This is a genomic window from Eisenbergiella sp. OF01-20 (assembly GCF_003478085.1).
GTDB lineage: Bacteria > Bacillota > Clostridia > Lachnospirales > Lachnospiraceae > Eisenbergiella.
In genome coordinates this window covers 18,636-40,950 of the sequence record NZ_QUES01000028.1, presented here as the reverse complement: position 1 = coordinate 40,950, position 22,315 = coordinate 18,636, and the positions used below count along the sequence as shown (strand labels likewise).

The 22,315-nt window shown below is 47.9% G+C and carries 16 protein-coding genes and 1 other annotated feature; all 16 genes read left to right on the top strand.

What is annotated here, in order from left to right; all coding sequences use genetic code 11:
• Window positions 1-27 precede the first annotated feature (27 nt).
• Window positions 28-234: a preprotein translocase subunit SecE gene (gene secE / locus DXA36_RS23995; RefSeq protein ID WP_118681961.1), complete on the top strand. Its 207-nt coding sequence runs from the start codon at window positions 28-30 to the stop codon at window positions 232-234.
• 15 nt (window positions 235-249) lie between these two features.
• On the top strand, window positions 250-768 hold the full coding sequence (gene nusG, locus DXA36_RS23990) for a transcription termination/antitermination protein NusG (protein WP_118681960.1): 519 nt from the start codon (window positions 250-252) through the stop codon (window positions 766-768).
• Window positions 769-915: 147 nt separating this feature from the next.
• Entirely contained in the window at window positions 916-1,341 is a 426-nt protein-coding gene (gene rplK / locus DXA36_RS23985) for a 50S ribosomal protein L11 (protein ID WP_118681959.1), read from the top strand.
• Window positions 1,342-1,431: 90 nt separating this feature from the next.
• Entirely contained in the window at window positions 1,432-2,121 is a 690-nt protein-coding gene (rplA, locus tag DXA36_RS23980) for a 50S ribosomal protein L1 (RefSeq protein ID WP_118681958.1), read from the top strand.
• Window positions 2,122-2,342: 221 nt separating this feature from the next.
• Window positions 2,343-3,605, top strand: coding sequence for a CapA family protein (locus DXA36_RS23975; protein ID WP_118681957.1), 1,263 nt, complete (start codon window positions 2,343-2,345; stop codon window positions 3,603-3,605).
• 40 nt (window positions 3,606-3,645) lie between these two features.
• Window positions 3,646-4,782 (top strand): DUF6709 family protein, encoded by a 1,137-nt coding sequence (locus tag DXA36_RS23970; RefSeq protein ID WP_118681956.1) that lies wholly within the window; start codon window positions 3,646-3,648, stop codon window positions 4,780-4,782.
• Window positions 4,783-4,854: 72 nt separating this feature from the next.
• Window positions 4,855-6,762, top strand: a complete 1,908-nt coding sequence (locus DXA36_RS23965; protein ID WP_118681955.1) for a YcxB family protein — start codon at window positions 4,855-4,857, stop codon at window positions 6,760-6,762.
• A 91-nt stretch (window positions 6,763-6,853) separates the two neighbouring features.
• Window positions 6,854-7,003 (top strand) — a sequence feature (ribosomal protein L10 leader region).
• A gap of 87 nt (window positions 7,004-7,090) precedes the next feature.
• On the top strand, window positions 7,091-7,651 hold the full coding sequence (rplJ, locus tag DXA36_RS23960) for a 50S ribosomal protein L10 (RefSeq protein WP_118681954.1): 561 nt from the start codon (window positions 7,091-7,093) through the stop codon (window positions 7,649-7,651).
• 50 nt (window positions 7,652-7,701) lie between these two features.
• Window positions 7,702-8,079 carry a 50S ribosomal protein L7/L12 gene (gene rplL, locus DXA36_RS23955; protein WP_118681953.1) on the top strand — a complete coding sequence of 126 codons (378 nt, stop codon included), beginning with the start codon at window positions 7,702-7,704 and terminating at the stop codon, window positions 8,077-8,079.
• A gap of 386 nt (window positions 8,080-8,465) precedes the next feature.
• Window positions 8,466-12,335 (top strand): DNA-directed RNA polymerase subunit beta, encoded by a 3,870-nt coding sequence (gene rpoB, locus DXA36_RS23950; RefSeq protein ID WP_118681952.1) that lies wholly within the window; start codon window positions 8,466-8,468, stop codon window positions 12,333-12,335.
• Window positions 12,336-12,353: 18 nt separating this feature from the next.
• Complete coding sequence (rpoC, locus tag DXA36_RS23945; RefSeq protein WP_118681951.1) at window positions 12,354-16,079, top strand: DNA-directed RNA polymerase subunit beta'; 3,726 nt, start codon at window positions 12,354-12,356, stop codon at window positions 16,077-16,079.
• Between the two features lie 274 nt (window positions 16,080-16,353).
• A complete protein-coding gene (locus DXA36_RS23940; protein ID WP_243114730.1) occupies window positions 16,354-17,247 on the top strand; it encodes a hypothetical protein in 894 nt (297 codons plus the stop codon).
• 15 nt (window positions 17,248-17,262) lie between these two features.
• A complete protein-coding gene (locus DXA36_RS23935) occupies window positions 17,263-17,958 on the top strand; it encodes a polyphosphate polymerase domain-containing protein (RefSeq protein WP_118681950.1) in 696 nt (231 codons plus the stop codon).
• Window positions 17,959-17,992: 34 nt separating this feature from the next.
• Window positions 17,993-18,670: a DUF4956 domain-containing protein gene (locus DXA36_RS23930; RefSeq protein ID WP_118681949.1), complete on the top strand. Its 678-nt coding sequence runs from the start codon at window positions 17,993-17,995 to the stop codon at window positions 18,668-18,670.
• Between the two features lie 4 nt (window positions 18,671-18,674).
• Window positions 18,675-20,123 carry a CotH kinase family protein gene (locus DXA36_RS23925; protein WP_118681948.1) on the top strand — a complete coding sequence of 483 codons (1,449 nt, stop codon included), beginning with the start codon at window positions 18,675-18,677 and terminating at the stop codon, window positions 20,121-20,123.
• A 16-nt stretch (window positions 20,124-20,139) separates the two neighbouring features.
• The gene (locus DXA36_RS23920; protein ID WP_118681947.1) at window positions 20,140-22,305 is read left to right on the top strand and encodes a hypothetical protein; all 2,166 of its coding nucleotides are present in this window, start codon (window positions 20,140-20,142) and stop codon (window positions 22,303-22,305) included.
• The last annotated feature ends 10 nt before the right edge of the window (window positions 22,306-22,315 follow it).

Below are 22,315 nucleotides of genomic sequence, written 5' to 3'. Positions count from 1 at the left end.
AGCCCGACGGACAGAGAGGTGTAAGTAATGGGAAATTCCTCAAGTGAAGAAAAAGCGTCCAAGCCGAAATTCTTTGATGGTGTAAAAGCAGAATTCAGGAAAATATCATGGCCGGACAGGGAGCTGCTGCTGAAACAATCCGTTGCTGTTGTGGGAATTTCAATTGTACTGGGAGGCATCATTGCCATATTGGACATGATCCTTCAGTATGCAGTTGATTTCCTTGTAAAATAACAGTGGGGGTAACGTATGGCAGAAGCAAACTGGTATGTGGTTCATACCTATTCCGGATATGAGAATAAGGTAAAGGCCAACATTGAAAAGACAATAGAAAACAGGCACCTGGAAGAAGAAATTCTGGAGGTCCGTGTCCCCATGCAGGATGTGGTGGAAATGAAAAACGGAGCAAGGAAAACAGTCCAGAAGAAGATGTTCCCCGGCTATGTCCTGATTAACATGGTCATGAATGATGATACCTGGTATGTCGTACGTAATACCAGAGGTGTAACAGGGTTTGTAGGACCGGGAAGCAAACCGGTGCCGCTTACGGAAGCGGAAATGAAACCGCTTGGCATTAGACAGGAAAATGTTTCCATCGACTTTGCGGAAGGCGATATGATCGTTGTTGTTGCAGGGGCTTGGAAGGATACGGTTGGCGTTGTACAGAGAATCGATTACGGCAAGCAGACCGCTACGATTAATGTAGAGCTGTTCGGCAGGGAGACCCCTGTGGAAATCAGTTTTGCAGAGGTTCGTAAATTACAATAGTTTGATGTTTAATGGAGCAATCCGTTGAACTGTGGAAGCAGCGTTCCGGTTCCGAAAGGCCGCAGGCTACGGAGGAAACGGGCCGCGTGAGTGTATCACGTGCATTTTGGCTGCGCCATACCACATTATATTTAGGAGGTGCCTGACATGGCAAAGAAAGTTACAGGATACATCAAGTTACAGATTCCTGCTGGTAAAGCGACACCAGCTCCCCCGGTTGGACCTGCACTCGGACAGCACGGTGTTAACATTGTTGAGTTTACCAAACAGTTCAATGCAAGAACAGCAGACAAGGGTGATTTAATCATTCCCGTTGTAATTACTGTTTACGCAGACAGAAGCTTCAGTTTCGTAACCAAGACTCCGCCTGCTGCAGTGCTGCTGAAGAAAGCATGCAACTTAAAATCCGGTTCCGGTGTTCCGAACAAGACCAAAGTTGCAACTATCTCCAAGGACAAGGTTAAGGAAATCGCAGAAATGAAGATGCCTGACCTGAATGCTGCAAGCCTGGAAACAGCAATGAGCATGATCGCTGGTACGGCAAGAAGCATGGGTATTGTAGTAGAAGACTAAAACAAATTAATTGGGAGCAGTATTCCGGCCTTCCGCACGGGTGAGCCGAAAACACAAGTACTGCGTTAATAACCAACGGAGGAATTGAAAATGAAACATGGTAAAAAATACAGCGAAGCTGCTAAATTAGTAGACCGCGCTACCGCTTATGAACCTGCTGATGCAATTGCACTGGCAAAAAAGACGGCAACTGCCAAATTTGACGAAACCATCGAAGTCCATATCAGAACAGGCTGCGACGGACGTCATGCAGAACAGCAGATCCGTGGTGCTGTTGTCCTTCCCAACGGAACCGGTAAAACCGTTAAGGTACTGGTATTCGCAAAGGGCGATAAAGTAAACGAAGCAGAAGCTGCCGGAGCAGATTATGTGGGAGGCGATGAGCTTATCCCCAAGATCCAGAACGAAGGCTGGCTTGACTTCGACGTTGTAGTAGCTACCCCTGATATGATGGGTGTGGTTGGACGTCTCGGTAAAGTCCTGGGACCCAAAGGCTTAATGCCCAATCCCAAGGCAGGTACCGTAACCATGGACGTAACCAAGGCTATCAACGATATCAAAGCCGGTAAGATTGAATACAGACTGGATAAATCCAATATCGTTCATGTTCCGGTTGGAAAAGCTTCCTTCTCCGAAGAAAAGCTGCTTGAGAACTTCAGCGCCCTTATGGATGCCATCGTAAAGGCAAAACCTTCCGCACTGAAGGGACAGTATCTGAAAAGCATCACCCTGGCTTCCACCATGGGACCTGGTGTAAAGGTATCTGTTGCCAAATATTAATTCACGCGGGCAGCACAGACACGGCCGATGTATCGGCCGTGTTTTTTTATGGAGGAAAAGGTTGGCCGGGGACAAGCAGGGGAGGGGATTTAAAGGGCCATCTGAACTGTTGCTTTGTTGTTTCCCATACATACTTTTAACCGTATGGACTTGACGGAATGAACAATAGCCCTGATAATAGGATCAGGAAGGAGCCAGTAAAAAGAAAGGGAGGAAGAAGCTTGGCGGAACGGAAAAGAAAGAAACGGACAGGCAGAATCAGTATTTTTTTCCTGACGCTGATCATCACAATCTCTCTCGGCAGTGCGGCGCTCCTTGTGAGCTGGGCCTTTCTCGGCAGTGAAGGGATGGCTCTGGCAGCCGTTACGGTGGAAGGGGAGGTGGTCTCCCTTTTTAACGGGGAAACGGCTATGGCTGCGGAGGAAGAAACGGCAGAGACCGGGAAGTATGCAGATATCCTGGCGGATCCGGAGCTGATGAACGCACAGAACATCTATTCCGTGACACCCTCCGCGGAGGGGGAGGTTTCCCTTGTTTTTGCCGGAGATATCCTTTTTGATGACGGCTATGCCATTATGTCCAAAATGAAAAGCCGCGGAAAGGGGATAGAGGGAAGCATCGATCCCGGACTTCTCGGGCAGATGCGGGAAGCCGATATTTTTATGGTGAATAATGAGTTCACCTATACCAAAAGAGGCACCCCCACTCCCGGCAAGACATTTACCTTCCGTGCGGATCCCGCCCATGCCTCCTACCTGCTGGATATGGGAGCGGATCTGGTTTCTCTTGCCAACAACCATTCGTATGATTACGGGGAGGTATCCCTCACGGATACCCTGGATACCCTGCAGTCCATAGGGATGCCTTATGCAGGGGCGGGACGGAACCTGGAGGAAGCGGTAAAGCCTGTGTACTTTATTGCAGGCGGCGTGAAGATCGCTTTTCTTTCCGCGACGCAGATAGAACGGGTGGATAATCCCGATACCAAAGGAGCCACGGAGAGCTCTCCAGGCGTATTCCGCTGCCGGAATGTGGACATGCTGCTTCAGGAGGTTGCCAAAGCAAAAGCGGAAAGTGATTTTGTAGTGGTTTACATCCATTGGGGAACGGAAAGCACTACAGATCTGGACTGGGCCCAGAAGGAGCAGGCGCCTCAGATTGCTGCGGCAGGAGCGGATTTGATCATCGGCGACCACCCCCATGTGCTGCAGGGGATCGCCTATTTCGGGGAAACCCCGGTGATATACAGCCTGGGGAATTTCCTTTTTAATTCCAAAACACTGGATACCTGTCTTGTTAAGGTTACGCTGGACAGTGAAAGCGGGACATTGAAGAGCTTTCAGTTCATCCCGGCGATGCAGAAGGATTGTTATACCTCCCTTCTTGCCGGCAGCGAAAAAGACAGGGTAATCCGTCATATGCAGAACCTTTCTCCGGAGGTTTCCATTGACGGAGAAGGGTTTGTTACCAAACCCGGAGTATAACCTGCGGGAATGAACAACAGAAACGAGGGGAGATAAAAACATGCTGGAGACACTGAAGAAAAAATCCGGAAAATCAAGGATGACGAGGGCTATTGTATCTATCGTGATTGTAATCGGTCTGCTTGCCCTGACAAAATTTGCCATATTTGATGTGATTACCGGTCCGACAAAGCTTGACCTGACATCATCTCCGGATGCTTATGAAGGAAAATATGTGACCATAGACGTGGAAAATTATCTTACGGATTATGTGGAGCACAGTACTACAACCACCAATACCACTTCCGGCCATAAGAGTACCCGGGTGGACGGTAACAGCTATATTGTATTCAATGCTTTTGATGATTATGAACAGAATGCATCTGTTTGGTATTATTACAGCGTCTATATGAATAAGAATATGCAGACCGATTTCTATGACAAGATAGATGAAACCTGGGATTATTGGTTTGATGAGACAGGAACGGTAGCGCCGCCGGCCCCCACTACGGTTACGGGTACCTGGACGAAGCTCAGCTCACAGCTGGAAAGATATTACAGGGAAACGCTGACGGAGATGGGCGTGGAGGAAAATGAATTTGATGTGGTTTACCTTTACACAGTGGATACCGCTAAAATCGGGGGCCAGTCTGTAGGCTTTTTCTGGGTATGCATGGCGGCCGCCCTTTTGCTGCTGATTTATTTCATCTATAATATTATCAATTATTTCAACAGCACATATATTTCTTCCATCAATGCGTATCTGCGGAGCAACACCACCGTTTCCATGGCGGCTATCGAAGCGGATTTCTCCCAGGCGCACCCCATCGGCAAAAATGTCTGGGTAGGAAGAAAATGGACCATTTATATGGACGGGCCAAAAGCAAAAATCCTGTCCAACGGCGACTTGCTCTGGGGTTATTATTACAGGCGGACAGGGAAAAACAGCGCCAGCCAGATGCGGCTTTTCACAACGGCGAAGAAAATGTTCTCCATAAACCTTTCCGAGGCGGAAACCCAGGAAGCATTGAAATTTTATGGGGAAGAACAGCCTCATATGGTAATAGGCTACAGCAAAGAGCTGGAGACCTGCTATCAGAAAAACTATGAACAGTTCCTGAACCTGAAGTATAATCCGGCGAAAAATATGGAACAGACGGACGCGTACTTCCGTGACGGCGGGGAAAGCAATTACTGATCCCCGATACGGAAATTTGCATATCTGCGGGTGGAATGACAGGATTTCACCCGCTTTTTTTGAGGGAAGCTTATGAATCAGTATAAATATTCCTTTCGCTTTACGGAAAAAGAACTGTGGGAGTTCTGCATCAGGGCGGTGGCGGATCTGTACCGCAGACGGCCTGCCATGTGGATAACTCTGTTTGTCCTGTGCCTGGCGGAGCTGTTTGTGGTTCCCGTAGCCAGTGCAGCCCTGCTGCTTTTATTCCTTGCGGCAGTCATCCTGGATGTGGTGCGTACCTTCCGCTTCCTGAAAAAGGAGCATTTCCTGGAACGGCGTATTATGTGGGTGGAGGACGGGCTGCTGAAATGCAGTGCCGCCGGCTGCAGTGAAATACCCTGCGGGCGCATCACCGTAATGCGGAAAACAGGCAGCATTCTCATGCTGGGCTATCCCCAGTCCAAAAGACGGCTTGCCTGGTATCCCATGCCGCTGCGTATATTTGAGAGCGGACAGGAGCTGGATGCGTTTCTGGATCAGATACGGAATCCGGTCTGTCCCCCGCCTTGTCCGGACCCGGATGCCGGAGGGATGCCGCGGGCGCAGACGGGGGCACATCCGACACAGGAGGAGCCCGTGCCCGGCGCCACCGGCCGGTTTCATTTTTCCTTTTTTATGGAGCAGGAAAAGTGGATCTGGATATACCGGGAAGCCGCCGCAGTCATCAACGGGAGGACACTGGGATTTCCCCGCACAGAAATGCTGGTGATCGGGATTTATGGAACAGTTTTTGCCGCCGCATCCGTGATCTGGTATTTCATGACCACCGACCGTACCATTCTGTTCCCTGCCGCCCTCTTTCTTCTCCTGCTTTTCATAATGCTGATACGGTGGAAAGCGGATCCGGAAAAAAGCATAAGACGGAAGCTGAAGGCGGGAGATGTGCAGAATGATATTTATGGGCACTGGGAAATTACGTTTCTGGAGGAAGGCATTGTGGAGTCACTGGCAGGCCGCAATAAAAGCTTTCTTCCCTGGGAACAATTCGGCTGGGTGGTGGAAACCGAATATCTGTTTTTCCTGTTCAAGAAAAATAAGGCCCAGTTTATCCCCATTCCCAAAGAAAATATGGAGAGTGCGGACCAGGCGGCACGGATGTGCGCCTTCTGCGGACAAAAAGGGCTTCGTTACCTTCCGGGGAAACGGGTGAAATACTGGCCTGTCCGGGCATTCGCCGTGGGCACCGTTATTCTGCTTCTGCTGCTTCTGCTCATCGGCGTATGGAGCGGCATGCGCAGAGATATGCGCCGGATTCAGGAACGTATGGATAATCCCGTACATGAAACCGTTCCGGCTTGGGAAGAAGAGTTCCGTCCGGAGGATTATCCGGATTATGTGCCTCTGGACACCCAGGTGCAGGTGCTTTCCTCGCTGGGGTTCGAGGTGCCCCCGGAAACGGTGGAGTCGGCCAGGGCGTCCATGGAGGAATACGGGATGCGGGCCTATGTGGAAGGCTATCCTTATACCTGGCTGCTGACAGGGATTGGGTCCCCCTCCTATGATGAAAACTGGGAAATCAGCGCCTATCCTGCGCAGGTATTCTGGTTTGATTTTGAAGGCATGGATGTGAGTACCGACTATATCCATGTCCTGGAAGGAATGCTTGCCCTGGCAAAGGGAAGCCCGCTTGACCGTGTGGAGGACATCGGGGAGGATACGGACAAGGCGGACTGGGAGCAGGGCACCGGTAAAATAACCGTATTCCTGAAATGGGAGGGACAACCGTACAGCTGGGACATGAAGATGGAATATGACTGGATCGACGGGAATATCCTGGGCGTGCTGAACGGACTTCTTGAGGAGACGGATGCAAAAGAGCGGTTCTATGTCACAGGGGATAACGGCCAGGGGGCGCTGGTTTTTTACCGTACCAAGGAATGGGCGGATCGGTTTGAAAAGGCCACGGGCCTGCCCCTGGATAAAACGGTCACAAAGTAATATTATCCTGGCGTTGAAAATACGGGGAGAATTCAGGCATGAAAGTAAAAAAATACATTGACAGGAAACATGTTTTATGATAGTCTGAATGAGGTCTTAATTGACCAAGCCGAAGACAGCAGGTACCGGTAGCCCGGTATAAGGAAAGAACGCCTGCCGAGGAAAAGAGTTAACGTTTGTAACGTGAATTTACGTAACTTATCCTCTCTGTGTCTTCACAGGGAGGTTTTTTATATCCGGCTGCAGTCTCAGGACTTCCGGCCGCAGCGGCGTTACTCCTTTTCGGCACTGAACTCGTTTTCAGAAAAATCTATAAGGAGGTAAAGAAATGGCAAAAGTTGAACTTAAAGCACCTGTAGTTGCAGAGATTTCCGAAGCAATCAAGGACGCGCAGTCAGTTGTACTGGTTGACTACCGCGGGCTTACCGTAGAACAGGATACCGCTCTGCGTAAACAGCTTCGTGAAGCAGGCATCAACTACAAAGTTTACAAAAACACAATGATGAACTTTGCTTTCAAGGGAACAGACTTTGAAGCACTGGCACCTTTCCTGGAAGGACCCAGCGCAATCGCAATTTCTTCCGCAGATGCTACCGCACCTGCCAGGGAACTTGCGAAATTTGCAAAGACTGCGAACAAGCTTGAAATCAAAGCCGGTGTAGTGGAAGGCGCCGTATACGACGCACAGGGGATGGCTGCAATTTCCCAGATCCCTTCCAGAGACGAACTGCTTTCCAAACTGCTTGGAAGCATCCAGTCACCTATCACCAATTTTGCACGCGTCATGAAGCAGCTGGCTGAAAAAGGCGGCGCAGGCGCATGTGAGGCACCCGCAGCAGAAGCAGCAGAAGAGGCTCCGGCAGCGGATACTGCAGAAGCAGCTGAATAATCCGTAACACATAGAAAAGAAAAATAACAAATTAAATGGAGGTAAATAAAATGGCTAAATTATCCACTCAGGAAATTATTGATGCAATCAAAGAATTATCCGTATTAGAATTAAACGATCTTGTAAAAGCATGTGAAGAAGAATTCGGTGTATCCGCAGCAGCAGGCGTTGTAGTTGCAGCAGCAGGTGCAGGCGCAGCAGAAGCAGCGGAAGAAAAGACAGAATTCGACGTAGAGCTGACAGAAGTTGGCCCTAACAAGGTTAAGGTTATCAAAGTTGTTCGTGAAGTTACCGGACTCGGCCTGAAGGAAGCAAAAGATGTTGTTGACGGCGCTCCCAAGGTTGTTAAGGAAGCAGCTTCCAAAGATGATGCAGAAGACATCAAAGCTAAACTGGAAGCGGAAGGCGCTAAAGTTACTCTTAAATAATCGGAGTACTCACACACTTTGGACTGACTACTATGAAACCTTTGCCATGCTGTTTGATTCAGTGCGGCAGAGGTTTCTTTTTATTATCCTTTTAATCTGCTTACGGAAAAAGGGGCGTCTGAACTGTAACCTGTTTCCAAAGTTATCCACAATTTTACAAAAATATTGGTTGACTTCCCATTTTTCTTGTAGTAGAATGGATAGTGCACTATTGTGGTAAGTTATGCTATTTTTGTGCGTAATACCGATAAACTAATATCAAGCTGCCTGTCGGAGGGTTCTGTTACTGCCGGCAGATGCCGATTCGTTTGCTTTCACCTAAGGTGCAGGCACTGCCTTCGCGGGAACGAATGGCGAACAAATCATAAGAACGGGGTGAAATGTCAATGGAAAAGAACAGAATACGTCCAATTGCCACCGGCAAGAACATGCGTATGAGTTATTCACGGCAGAAGGAAGTTTTGGAGATGCCGAACCTGATCGAAGTCCAGAAGGACTCCTATCAGTGGTTCCTCGATGAAGGCCTGAAAGAGGTCTTTGACGATATCTCTCCAATAGAAGATTACAGTGGCCATTTAAGCCTGGAATTCGTGGATTTCGAACTGTGCGAAGATGATGTGAAGTATTCTATCGAGAAATGTAAAGAAAGAGACGCTACATTTGCGGCCCCTTTAAAAGTTAAGGTACGTCTTTACAATAAAGAAAAAGAAGAGATTACAGAACATGAAATCTTCATGGGCGATCTGCCTTTGATGACTGAGACAGGAACCTTTGTTATAAATGGTGCGGAGCGTGTCATTGTCAGCCAGCTTGTTCGTTCACCCGGCATATATTATGGAATCGGCCATGATAAGATTGGTAAGACTCTCTACAGCTGTACTGTTATCCCCAACAGAGGCGCCTGGCTTGAGTATGAGACGGATTCCAACGATGTTTTCTATGTCCGCGTGGACCGTACAAGAAAGGTTCCCATCACAGTCCTGATCCGTGCGCTGGGAGTGGGCACCAATGATGAAATAAGGGAATTGTTCGGCGATGAACCCAAGATAGAGGCAAGCTTTTCCAAAGACACTTCTGAGAATTACCAGGAGGGTCTCTTAGAGCTGTATAAAAAAATCCGTCCCGGTGAACCTCTGAGCGTTGAAAGTGCGGAAAGCCTGATCAATGCCATGTTTTTCGATCCCAGAAGATATGATCTGGCGAAGGTGGGCAGATATAAATTCAACAAAAAACTTATGCTTAAGAACCGCATCCGGGGTGCATTACTGGCGGAGGATGTGATAGATACCACGACGGGGGAACTTCTGGCGGCTGCCGGCACCAAAGTGACCGCAGAGCTGGCGGATACCATCCAGAACTGTGCGGTGCCGTTCGTCTATATCCAGACGGAGGAACGCAATGTGAAGGTGCTTTCCAGCATGATGGTTGATCTGACCCATTATGTGGACTGCAATCCCAGGGAACTGGGCGTTACCGAGCTGGTATATTATCCTGTCCTGGCACAGATTCTGGAAGAATATTCCCAGGATCCGGAAGAGCTGGCGGAAGCTATCCGGAAGAACATCCATGAGCTGATACCGAAGCATATTACGAAGGAAGACATCCTGGCTTCCATTAATTATAATATTCATTTGGAATACGGCATCGGAAACGAAGACGATATCGATCATCTGGGCAACAGACGTATCAGGGCTGTGGGCGAGCTGCTCCAGAACCAGTACCGTATCGGTCTGTCCAGGATGGAAAGAGTGGTCCGTGAACGAATGACCACGCATGATGCGGAAGAGATTTCGCCTCAGGTTCTGATCAACATCAAACCGGTACAGGCTGCCGTTAAGGAATTCTTCGGTTCCTCCCAGCTGTCCCAGTTCATGGATCAGAATAACCCGCTGGGAGAGCTTACCCATAAGAGACGTCTTTCCGCGCTGGGACCGGGCGGTTTGAGCCGTGATCGTGCAGGATTTGAGGTACGTGACGTACATTATTCCCATTACGGAAGAATGTGCCCTATCGAGACGCCTGAAGGACCCAATATCGGTCTGATCAACTCCCTGGCCTGTTATGCGAGAATTAACGAGTACGGTTTCGTGGAAGCACCCTACCGTAAAATAGACAAATCCGATCCGTCTAACCCCAGGGTAACGGAAGATGTTGTATATATGACAGCCGACGAGGAAGATAATTACCATGTTGCCCAGGCGAATGAAGCCCTGGACGCGGAAGGACATTTTGTAAGGAATTCCGTATCCGGCCGTTACCGGGAAGAAACACAGGAATATCCCAAGGCCATGTTTGATTACATGGATGTATCTCCCAAGATGGTGTTCTCCGTGGCTACCGCCCTGATTCCTTTCCTGGAAAACGACGATGCCAACCGTGCGCTGATGGGATCCAACATGCAGCGTCAGGCCGTTCCTCTTCTTACCACGGAAGCTCCGGCGGTAGGAACCGGTATGGAAGTGAAGGCAGCTGTTGACTCCGGCGTGTGTGTGGTGGCCAAGAAGCCGGGTACGATAGATTATGTATCCTCCAATCTGATTAAGATGACCTGCGATGACGGGGAAAAGATGGAATTCCACCTTACCAAATTCGCACGAAGCAACCAGAGCAACTGCTATAACCAGAGACCTATCGTATTCAAGGGCAACCATGTGAGTGCGGGGCAGGTGATTGCGGACGGCCCTTCCACCCAGGAAGGCGAACTGGCTCTGGGCAAGAACCCTCTGATCGGGTTCATGACCTGGGAAGGTTACAATTACGAGGATGCGGTCCTTTTAAGTGAGAGACTGGTACAGGAGGATGTATATACATCCGTCCACATTGAAGAATATGAAGCGGAAGCCAGGGATACCAAGCTGGGGCCGGAAGAAATCACAAGGGATGTCCCCGGTGTGGGTGATGATGCCCTGAAGGATCTGGATGACAGAGGTATTATCCGGATCGGCGCGGAAGTGCGTGCAGGAGATATCCTGGTAGGTAAGGTTACTCCCAAGGGAGAGACCGAACTGACTGCAGAAGAAAGACTGCTTCGTGCTATATTCGGTGAGAAGGCAAGGGAAGTAAGGGATACCTCCCTGAAGGTTCCCCACGGGGAATACGGTATCGTTGTGGATGCCAAGGTATTTACCAGAGAGAACGGCGATGAGCTTTCTCCCGGTGTAAACCAGGCCGTACGCATTTATATAGCACAGAAGAGAAAGATTTCCGTCGGTGATAAGATGGCAGGACGACACGGCAACAAGGGTGTTGTTTCCCGTGTGCTTCCTGTGGAAGATATGCCGTATCTGCCTAACGGACGTCCTCTGGACATCGTTTTGAATCCCCTGGGCGTGCCTTCCCGTATGAATATCGGACAGGTACTGGAAATCCATCTGTCCCTTGCCGCTAAGGCCCTGGGCTTTAACGTGGCAACGCCTGTATTTGACGGCGCGAACGAAATTGATATTATGGACACCCTGGATCTGGCGAACGATTATGTGAACCTGTCCTGGGAGGAATTTGAAGCAAAGCATAAAGAGGAGCTGCGCCCGGAGGTTCTGCAGTATCTGTCACTGAACAGAGACCACAGAGATTTGTGGAAGGGCGTTCCCATCAGCAGGGATGGTAAGGTAAGGCTGCGCGACGGCCGTACCGGAGAGTACTTTGACAGTGCTGTAACCATCGGCCACATGCACTACCTGAAGCTGCATCATCTGGTAGACGATAAGATCCATGCCCGTTCCACAGGCCCTTACTCACTGGTAACCCAGCAGCCTCTCGGCGGCAAGGCACAGTTCGGCGGGCAGCGTTTCGGAGAAATGGAAGTTTGGGCGCTGGAAGCTTACGGCGCTGCGTATACCCTGCAGGAAATCCTGACGGTTAAATCCGATGACGTTGTGGGACGTGTAAAGACTTACGAAGCCATTATCAAGGGTGAAAATATCCCTGAGCCCGGCATTCCGGAATCCTTCAAGGTTCTGCTGAAGGAGCTGCAGTCTCTTGCGCTGGATGTTAAGGTTCTGCGTGAGGACAATACGGAAGTGGAAATCATGGAAACGGTGGACTACGGTGATACGGATTACCGTTACGAAATCGAAGGTGACTCCAAAGGTTATGAGAAGCTTGAAAAAGATTCTCTTGGTGAACTCGGATATCAGTCCCAGGAATTCGACGACGAGAGCGGCGAACTGGTAACTGCTGAAGAAGAGGAAGCCGATGATGACCTGGAATTCGATATGGATGAGAGCCTTGAGGAAATCGAGGAAATCATGGAATAGTTTTGGAAGGAGTGCACAATGTCTGAAACAACTACAAAAAATGAAGTATATCAGCCCATGACGTTTGATGCGATCAAGATCGGCCTGGCATCACCCGAGAAGATCAGGGACTGGTCCAGAGGCGAGGTTCAGAAGCCTGAGACCATTAACTACAGAACCCTGAAACCGGAACGGGACGGCCTGTTCTGTGAACGTATTTTCGGGCCTACCAAGGACTGGGAATGTCACTGCGGTAAATACAAGAAAATCAGATACAAAGGCGTTGTCTGCGACCGATGCGGTGTTGAAGTCACCAAATCAAGCGTCCGCCGTGAGCGTATGGGACATATTGAACTGGCGGCGCCGGTTTCCCATATCTGGTATTTTAAAGGTATCCCCAGCCGTATGGGGCTGATTCTGGATCTTTCCCCCAGAGTGCTGGAAAAGGTACTTTATTTCGCTTCTTATATCGTGCTGGATACGGGCGAGAGCAATCTGGAATACAAGCAGGTGCTTTCCGAGAAGGAATTCCAGGATGCAAGAGAAACCTGGGGAAATAAATTCCGTGCAGGGATGGGTGCTGAGTCCATCAAAGAGCTGCTGGAAGCAATTGACCTGGAAAAGGAATCGGAAGAACTGAAAACAGGACTGAATGAATCCACCGGCCAGAAGCGCGCCAGAATCATTAAGCGCCTGGAGGTTGTGGAGGCTTTCCGGGAGTCCGGAAACCGTCCCGAATGGATGATACTGGATGCTATTCCGGTTATTCCTCCGGATCTGCGTCCTATGGTACAGCTGGACGGCGGGCGTTTTGCCACCTCCGACCTGAATGATCTGTACCGCAGGATTATTAACAGAAATAACCGTCTGAAAAGACTGCTGGAGCTGGGTGCTCCGGATATCATTGTCCGAAACGAAAAGAGAATGCTCCAGGAAGCGGTGGATGCCCTTATCGACAACGGCAGAAGAGGCCGTCCGGTAACAGGCCCCGGAAACAGGGCGCTGAAGTCCCTTTCCGACATGCTGAAGGGCAAATCCGGACGTTTCCGTCAGAACCTGCTGGGCAAGCGTGTTGACTACTCCGGGCGAAGTGTTATCGTAGTGGGGCCTGAACTGAAAATTTACCAGTGCGGCCTGCCCAAGGAAATGGCTATCGAGCTGTTCAAGCCCTTTGTTATGAAGGAGCTGGTGGCAAGAGGAATTTCCCAGAACATTAAAAATGCAAAGAAACTGGTGGAAAGACTGGATCCCCAGGTTTGGGACGTCCTGGAGGATGTTATCAAAGAACATCCCGTTATGCTGAATCGTGCCCCTACCCTGCACAGGCTCGGTATCCAGGCCTTTGAGCCTATTCTGGTGGAAGGTAAGGCGATTAAGCTTCACCCCCTGGTATGTACCGCATTCAATGCGGACTTTGACGGGGACCAGATGGCCGTGCATCTTCCTCTTTCCGTGGAAGCGCAGGCGGAATGCCGTTTTATGCTCCTTTCCCCCAATAACCTGTTGAAGCCTTCCGACGGCGGACCGGTTGCCGTTCCTTCCCAGGATATGGTACTGGGTATTTACTACCTGACACAGGAAAGACCCGGGGCAATGGGAGAAGGAAAATACTTCAAGAGCCTGAATGAAGCCATACTGGCATATGAAAACCATGTTCTTACCCTTCATTCCAGAATCAAGGTTAAAATTACGAAAGAACTGGCTGACGGAACGGAAGCTTCCGACGTGGTGGAATCCACCCTGGGCCGTTTTATCTTTAATGAAATCCTTCCTCAGGATCTGGGTTTTGTGGACAGAAGTATCCCTGAAAATGCCCTTAAGCTGGAGGTTGACTTCCATGTCAGCAAAAAGGGACTGAAGCAGATTCTGGAAAAGGTTATCAATATCCATGGATCCTCCAGAATGGCAGAGGTACTGGATGATATCAAGGCTACCGGCTATAAATATTCCACAAGGGCTGCTATGACCGTTTCTATTTCCGACATGACGGTACCTGAACGAAAACCGGAAATGCTGGCCGAAGCACAGGCTACGGTTGACCGTATTTCCCAGAACTTCCGCCGCGGCCTTATCACGGAAGAAGAGCGTTACCGTGCGGTTGTGGAAACCTGGAATGAGACAGATAAAGAATTAACCGACGTTCTGCTTGCAGGACTGGATAAATACAACAATATTTTCATGATGGCGGACTCCGGAGCCCGTGGTTCCAACCAGCAGATCAAGCAGCTGGCAGGTATGCGCGGACTGATGGCCGATACAACCGGCCGTACCATCGAGCTGCCTATCAAATCAAACTTCCGTGAAGGGCTTGACGTACTGGAATACTTCATGTCCGCCCATGGTGCACGTAAGGGTCTGTCCGATACGGCTCTGCGTACCGCCGACTCCGGATACCTGACCAGACGTATGGTTGACGTATCCCAGGAGCTGATTATCCGCGAGATGGACTGCTGTGAAGACCGTCCGGAAATCCCGGGTATGGAAGTGAAAGCCTTTATGGATGGCAAGGAAACCATTGAAGGCCTGAAGGACAGAATCACCGGCAGGGTATCCTGTGAGGATATCAAGGATCGTGACGGAAATGTAATTGTTAAACGCAATCATATGATTACCCCCACCCGTGCGGAGAAGATATTGAGCATCGGTGTGAACGAAAAAGGGGAGCCTGTTGAAAGCGTAAGGATCCGTACTATCTTAAGCTGCCGTTCCAGAAACGGTATCTGTGCCAAGTGCTATGGCGCCAACATGGCTACCGGCGAAGCGGTCCAGGTGGGTGAAGCAGTAGGTATTATCGCGGCACAGTCCATCGGTGAGCCCGGTACCCAGCTTACCATGCGTACCTTCCATACCGGCGGTGTTGCCGGTGACGATATCACACAGGGTCTTCCCCGTGTTGAGGAGCTTTTTGAGGCCAGAAAGCCCAAAGGACTTGCGATTATCGCTGAGTTCGGCGGTGTTGCGGTCATTAAGGATACCAAGAAAAAACGTGAGGTTATCATTACCAACAATGAAACCGGAGAATCCAAAGCCTATCTGATCCCTTACGGATCCAGAATCAAGGTTATGGACGGCCAGATTCTGGAGGCCGGCGACGAGCTGACAGAAGGTAGCGTTAACCCTCATGATCTGCTGAAAATCAAGGGAATCCGTGCAGTACAGGATTACATGCTCCGCGAAGTACAGCGTGTTTACCGCCTGCAGGGTGTTGATATCAGCGACAAGCATATTGAAGTGATTGTACGTCAGATGCTGAAAAAGGTGCGTGTGGAAGACAGCGGGGATACGGAATACCTTCCCGGAACACTTGTGGACGCCCTGGATTATGAAGATCTGAATGAAGAACTGGCTGCAGAGGAAAAGCAGCCCGCAGACGGCAAGCAGATACTGCTTGGTATCACCAAGGCGGCGCTGGCTACCAACTCCTTCCTGTCCGCAGCGTCCTTCCAGGAAACCACGAAGGTTCTTACGGAAGCGGCTATTAAGGGCAAGGTGGATCCTCTTATCGGTCTGAAGGAAAACGTAATCATCGGTAAACTGATTCCTGCAGGAACCGGTATGAAGCGTTATCGTGATGTTCACCTCAATACGGACATTGCAATGGATGATATGCTGGATCTGGATGATGCATTCGATTTTGACGAAGGCATGGATGAAGATTTGCTGCCGGATGAGGAAGTGGATATCATCACAGAGGAAGCGGATGATTATGAAGGCGGGGAAGAAGCGGATGAACTGGCGGCTTCCATCGCGGACGGTAATGAATAACCGGAATCCGGACATTATCTGAAGTGAATAAAGCTATATTGCAGGCATGGAAATTTTTCCATGCCTGTTTTGGATCTTTCCGTATTCTTGCCGTAGGGATAAATGGTAAATATAATATAGTATACGATAAAACGTATTAAATTGATATTTGTTGCCTGCTGATAAAGTAAGTGTTAATATTATGTAAATAATATATATAATGTAACAGTTATATAAAGAGGAATCATATTCAATAAATCTTTCAAGGTTTTTTCTGGGATACGGTGATAGGCTAGTGAAAAATAAGAGGATGGGTCCCATCATTATCAGCGGTGTTTGTATACAAATAGCAGTATCTCTTCTGTCGGGATGCGGACGGAGGGATAAAACAGTCTCCGAGCTTGTAAGTGAAACCAGTATTTTCTCATGGGAGGAGGAATATCTGCGTCCGGAGTTGGAAGCAGAAGTGGAAAAGGCCATGGAAAAGCTGGGGTGCATAGCCATTTATCAGCAGATATCTTCGGATACAAAGGAAACGGTTGTTCTGGATTATCTGAGACGGCGGCAGGAAAAGAAACAACTGGTTTATTATCTGGCCGGAGCTGCGGAATGGGGTGTGGAAGAGGATGGAAAATCCATGCTGGATGTCGTGGATACTGCAGCGGAATGGAATGCAAAGGCGGGAGAAGAAGGGGGATTTACCGGTATCGTGCTGGATGTGGAGCCTTACCTGCTGGAGGAATGGGAGGCGGATCAGGAACGCTGTATGAAACAGTACGTGACAAATTGTGTCAGAACCTACGAAAGAGCGAAAGAAGAAAACCTGGCTGTCATTGTTTGTATTCCTAATTTTTACGATCGGATTGGGTTATCTGGTTTTCTTGAAGAATTAATACAAAACGGCTGCGATGGAATCGCGGTCATGAACTATAACAAGAAAGACGAAGCCGGGCAAATAGAAGAAGAGCTTAAGCTTGCACAGGAATATAATAAAGGGATTGTTAATATCACAGAAATGCAGATGCAGGGGTATCATGGCCTGACGGATGAGAACACCTACCATGATGACGGTATTGAGGCAGTCTTTGACAGTTGGGAAAAACTGAAGGAACAATATCCTTACAGGAATCTCGGATTTTCCTGGCACTATCTGAAACCTTGCCTGGAGCTTATGGAAACGGAAAGTTGACAGAGGGGTATAAGTATGAACGAAGTATTGCGCCAGGAGAAAAAATATCTGCTTTCCTATGACCAGTTCCGCAGACTTGATCATACCTTCGTACAGGTGCTTAAGCCGGATACCCATAACGGAGTAAACGGTTATCCCATTAGAAGTTTATATTTCGATACGATGCAGGAACGGGATTTTTATGAAAAGGAAGACGGGCTGGAGATAAGAAGAAAAATAAGACTCAGGACGTATTCGCCTGATTCCGATTTTGCAATGCTGGAAATGAAGCAGAAACAAGGTGAAAACCAGAAAAAACGCTCCCTCCGTCTCAGCCGGGAGCATGCAGAGGAGTTGATCCAAGGGAGGTATTCCTCTCTTCTGCATTATAGGGACGCTTTTGCCCGGGAATGTTATGGATTGATGAATATGCTGTGTTACAGGCCAAAAGCAATCGTGGAGTATCAGAGGAAGGCCTATGTTGCCAGTGAAAATAAAACAAGAATCACCTTTGATTTTGCGATTAAGGCAACGGAAAGTGATTTGCGCCTGTTTTCCCCCTCATTAAATCAAAATCCTGTGCTGGATCCGTATCTTGTGGTGATGGAAGTAAAATATAATGGCTTCTTGCTCAGCTATATTAAACAGATGGTGAGCCTGGAAGGCAAATCACCTACTTCCGTCAGCAAATATTGTTTATCCAGAAGTGCGGGACTCCATTATAATTTTTAAATTATCATCGCTGATGTCTCAGGAAAGGAAAAAGATGAAAGATTATATTTATACTATATTCCAGGAATCCGGTTCTCTGTCTGCGGAAGAGATTCTTCTGCACATAATAGTTGCGGTAATCCTATCCGGTGTTATTTATTTATCTTATTATTTTACACATGCAGGCGGCGTTTATTCGAAAAAATTCAATGTATCATTGGTAGCCCTGACCATTCTTACGGCGACGGTAATGACGGTAATCGGAAATAATATAGCTCTTTCATTAGGTATGGTCGGCGCGCTGTCTATTGTCAGATTCCGTACGGCAATTAAGGATTCCAGAGATACCGCGTATATTTTCTGGACAATAATTGTCGGCATCTGCTGCGGCGTGGGAGATTATGTGGTTGCGGTAACGGGCAGCGCCGCTGTCTTTGCCGTGCTCTTTGTACTTGGCAGAGTTAAAAATGATAACCGGATACTTCTTATTATCCGGGGGGCACGGAATATGGAGCGCCGGATCGAAGCAGTGGTATTCGATTATTTTGAAGCAAAAGCGATGCTGCGTGTAAAAAATACAAGCAGGGAATCGATAGAACTGATATTTGAAATGCCGAGAAAAACCTATCTTCTTTCCAATAAAAAGGAAAAAAGTATCGTGGAAATGCTGTATGAACTGGAATCGATTGAATATGTAAATATTGTGACACAGAATGACGAAATAAGCGGGTAAAGCTATGAATAGTAGGAAAATATATGCCGGTTTTGTAATAGCCCTGCTTTTGGCCGCTCTGCTGCTTTCCAGACATATAGACCCGGAAAACAAACGAATCCGGCAGCATTTGACATATAATACAGATGTGGAAGATAGCAGCCTGTCTGTTGCAGCCGGAACTTTTTCCACACGCCTGCCGATTGTCAGTATTGATACGGAGGGACAAATCATACCCGGAAAGCCGGAACAGGGTGAGCGGGTAAGGAATATGAAAAATAGTTATATCCGGGCGGATATGAAAATATATGAGGCGGCGGGAGAATTAAATACATTATCCTCGAATCCTGATACGGAATCACAGATTCAGATCAGGATCCGGGGCAATTCTTCCAGGACTTTTGATAAGACAGGATATCTGTTCAAGTTCACAAAGGAAGATGGATCGGACAGGGAGCTCCCGGTAATGGGGATGGAGAGGGACAGTACCTGGGTGCTTCATGGGCCTTATCTGGATAAGACTCTGATGCGTAATTATATGTGGTATAACCTGTCCGGGCAGATCATGGAATGGGCACCTGATGTCCGGTTCTGTGAGGTTTTTATTAATCAGGAATATCAGGGTGTCTATGTCATGACGGAACAAATCAGCGTTGGGGAAGGAAGGATAGAAGTAAGCAAATATGACGGAAAAGCCGGTGTATCCAGTTATATTGTCTGTGCTGACAGGGAAAGTATCAATGATGTGCAGTATCTGGATAATTTTACAAGTTATGCGAAGAGAATAAATGGCAGGCTTGAGATAAAGTATCCGGGGACATCTAAACTGACGCCGGAGCTTACGGAATATATCGGCAGGGATTTTTCAAAGTTTGAGAAATCGCTGTATTCCTATGATTATGATACGGTGCGCTATGGTTATCAGAAGTATATTGATGTGGAAAGCTTTGTGGACTATTTCATTATAAACGAGGTGACGCAGAATACGGATGCCGGTCTGTACTCCACATATTTTTATAAAGATGTCAGCGGGAAATTAAAGATGTGTGTCTGGGATTTTAATAACTGCTGTGATAATTATATGGAAGAACAAACACCTATGTCCGGGTTTTTTATGAAAGATCGTCCATGGTATTATATGCTCTGTAAAGACGAGGAATTTACAGAACAGATTATCAGCCGGTACAGGGAACTGCGCAGGGGTATTTTGAGCGAAGAAGCGGTCACTGCGGATATCAGAGATATCCAGGCTTATTTGGGGACTGCAGCGGAGCGTAATTTTGAAAAATGGGGATACTCTTTCCTGCCCGAAAATGACCTGCTAACTGAAGATTTCCGTAAAATAGGTTCTTATGAAGAAGCCGTGGAACAGTATGAAACACGTTTGCTCAGGCGTATGCGCTGGCTGGATGAGCATATAGAGGATCTGCGTTTTTACAGCCACGAATCAAAGAATAAAAAGTTCAACCATTAATTGGGGGCATTACAGTTTGAAAAAATTTTTAATTGCGGCCGTTTCATTCATTTTGCTGTATTTGTTGTTAGATATGGCATATTACCAGTGGGGATTTTATATTGATTTCCATGGGGACAGGGAAGTCAGGACATTCACTTCCACACAGGGAAGGGAGATACTGGTGGATACGGGGGACGGAATGGAACCCTTTGAGATACGGGGGGTGGATCTTGGGGTAGGGATCCCGGGACATTTTTCCACGGAATTTGCTATTGATAAGGAAACCTATCTCAGATGGTTTGGCCTGATACAGGAGATGGGTGCTAATACCATCCGGGTTTATACGATACTGCAACCTGATTTTTATGAAGCGGTTTACGAATATAATAAAGAAAATCCGGAACCTCTTTATGTCCTGCATGGGGTATGGGTAAATGATTATGTCCAGAATTCCCATGTAGACGCTTATGATGATTCCTTTCGTAAAACGTTGATACAGGATTGCAGAACACTGGTGGATGTGATTCATGGAAGGAAGAAAATACGTCTGGGTTACCAGGCCTCCGGCGCAAGCGGTGTTTATACAAAGGATATTTCAGAGTGGGTTCTGGGCTATATTTTAGGGGTGGAATGGGAAGATGTGACCGTGGCTTATACGGATCATATGAAGCCTGAAAATAACAGTTACCAGGGAAACTATATGTATACCTCGGAGCAGGCTACCCCTTTTGAGGCTATGCTGGCTGAGACAGGTGACAACATCATCCGGTACGAAAGCGGTAAATACAATGAGCAAAGACTGCTTGCTTTTTCCAATTGGCCTGCCACAGATCCGTTGGATTATCCGGAAGAGGTGGAACGGCTCTTTATGAAATGTGCAAAGGTGGATGTGGAACATATTCTGACTACGGATCGCTATAAATCCGGCCAGTTTGCTTCCTACCATGTTTATTCCTATTACCCTGATTATCTGGCGCATTATGACACATGGAAAGGAGAACTGCCGTTTGCTGAGGAGTATCGCCTGAAGGACGGAGAATACAATACCTATGGCATTTACCTGGAAATGCTTAGCCGGCACCACGAAATGCCGGTGGTCATTTCCGAGTTTGGTACCCCTACCTCCAGGGGACGGGCGCAGCTGGATTTTTTTACTGCCAGGTCCCAGGGATATATGTCGGAGCAAGAGCAGGGTGAGGCACTGGTGGAAAGCTATGAAGACATCCGGAAGGCGGGCTGTGCAGGCTGTGTGATTTTTTCATGGCAGGATGAGTGGTTTAAACGGACCTGGAATACCATGGCAAATATTGATTTAACCAAAACTGCTTATTGGAGTGATTTTCAGACAAACGAACAGTTTTTCGGCCTTATGGCTTTTGATCCGGGTGAAAAAACAAGCGTGTGCTATACGGACGGGGATGTGGGGGAGTGGACACAGGATGATTTACTTACGGATAACGGAAATATCAGACTCTATATGAAATATGATGAAAAATTTTTGTATTTCAGAGTCCATAAAGACAATTATGATGCGGAAACGGAAACAATATATATTCCTGTGGATGTCACGCCGAATTCAGGAAGTTATTATGCGGATGGGGAGGATGTGAAATTCGACAGAAAGGCTGATTTTTTACTTGTACTGAACGGCAGAGAAAACAGCAGAGTCCTGGTGCAGGAGCGCTACGAAGCCTTCCGTGTTATTTTTGCAGAAGATTATGGGGAAGAAAACCCGTATTTTGAAATACCGGATAAAGATTCCCCCGTATTTAAAAAAATATATCTGGCGTTACAGCTGGGAATGGTAAACGCTTTATATGAAGAAGACAAGATGTCCGAGAAATTCGAGACGGGACGGCTGACATTTGGTAATGGGAACCCTTCGGATGAGGATTATAATTCGGTTTCTGATTTTTATATAAACGCGGATGATATAGAAATACGTCTGCCCTGGCAGCTGTTTAATTTTTCAAATCCTGCCCAACAACAGATCCATGATGACTATTATGAACATTATGGAATAGAGAATCTTAAAATTAAAAGCATATATGCAGGAGCTGATACATCACAGAATAAAGGGGAAAGAATAAGGATGGGAGAACTGAAGCTGAATGGATGGGGGAGAAATCCCTCTTATCATGAAAGGCTGAAGCAGTCCTATTATGTGGTTAAGGAAAAGTGGGCGGGAAAAACCGACTGATACAAGGAGG

Coding starts and splice junctions, on each gene's coding strand:
- secE (WP_118681961.1), top strand. CDS start 28: ATGGGAAATTCCTCAAGTGAAGAAAAAGCGTCCAAGCCGAAATTCTTT.
- nusG (WP_118681960.1), top strand. CDS start 250: ATGGCAGAAGCAAACTGGTATGTGGTTCATACCTATTCCGGATATGAG.
- rplK (WP_118681959.1), top strand. CDS start 916: ATGGCAAAGAAAGTTACAGGATACATCAAGTTACAGATTCCTGCTGGT.
- rplA (WP_118681958.1), top strand. CDS start 1,432: ATGAAACATGGTAAAAAATACAGCGAAGCTGCTAAATTAGTAGACCGC.
- DXA36_RS23970 (WP_118681956.1), top strand. CDS start 3,646: ATGCTGGAGACACTGAAGAAAAAATCCGGAAAATCAAGGATGACGAGG.
- DXA36_RS23965 (WP_118681955.1), top strand. CDS start 4,855: ATGAATCAGTATAAATATTCCTTTCGCTTTACGGAAAAAGAACTGTGG.
- rplJ (WP_118681954.1), top strand. CDS start 7,091: ATGGCAAAAGTTGAACTTAAAGCACCTGTAGTTGCAGAGATTTCCGAA.
- rplL (WP_118681953.1), top strand. CDS start 7,702: ATGGCTAAATTATCCACTCAGGAAATTATTGATGCAATCAAAGAATTA.
- rpoB (WP_118681952.1), top strand. CDS start 8,466: ATGGAAAAGAACAGAATACGTCCAATTGCCACCGGCAAGAACATGCGT.
- rpoC (WP_118681951.1), top strand. CDS start 12,354: ATGTCTGAAACAACTACAAAAAATGAAGTATATCAGCCCATGACGTTT.
- DXA36_RS23935 (WP_118681950.1), top strand. CDS start 17,263: ATGAACGAAGTATTGCGCCAGGAGAAAAAATATCTGCTTTCCTATGAC.
- DXA36_RS23930 (WP_118681949.1), top strand. CDS start 17,993: ATGAAAGATTATATTTATACTATATTCCAGGAATCCGGTTCTCTGTCT.
- DXA36_RS23925 (WP_118681948.1), top strand. CDS start 18,675: ATGAATAGTAGGAAAATATATGCCGGTTTTGTAATAGCCCTGCTTTTG.